Genomic DNA, 525 nt, shown 5'->3' on the forward strand with positions numbered 1-525 from the left:
GGGGAGGGTGGGTCACCCGGGAACGTCGGGCGGATTGTGCGATCCCGCACGAATGTGAACGTTCGTCGATCACCTCCGGCCAATACGCGACGACCGGTGATGACCTGCTTGCTTTGTGTGATGTGCTGGAGGGGGTGGCGCCGGATCCCGGACGCCGCCCGATCACGCCGGGGGAACCGGGCACCCCGCATCCGCACCGGATCCCGCCCGGAAGCGCCCCGCCCCACACCCGTGACGGCGGGGCCGCACCGACCGGCTCCTCGAACGAGCCGCACCGGCCCAACGGCACGGACGGCCGAGCGCAGGTGACAGAAGGAGAACAGGAACGTGGGCACGCGGAACGGCGGACGCTGGGAGTCCGGGGCTCTGGCACACGCGGTGACCGATCCGTTCGGCCAGGGCCCGCTGCCCTGGCTCCGCGGCAGCGAGACCTACCTCGACGACACCGGCCGTGTCGTCCCCTGGTACGTCGAGAACCCCGGGGACCCCGACAACCCCGGGGACCCCGCCCGGGACCCGGGAACC

General features: G+C 72.4%; 1 pseudogene. It reads left to right on the forward strand.

Annotated elements, in window-relative coordinates:
• Positions 1-327: 327 nt before the first annotated feature.
• Positions 328-525, forward strand: a pseudogene (locus FOE67_RS28070) (N,N-dimethylformamidase beta subunit family domain-containing protein); the annotation flags it as partial.

The sequence above is a fragment of the Streptomyces calidiresistens genome (genome assembly GCF_014141525.1).
Classification (GTDB): Bacteria; Actinomycetota; Actinomycetes; order Streptomycetales; family Streptomycetaceae; genus Streptomyces; species Streptomyces calidiresistens.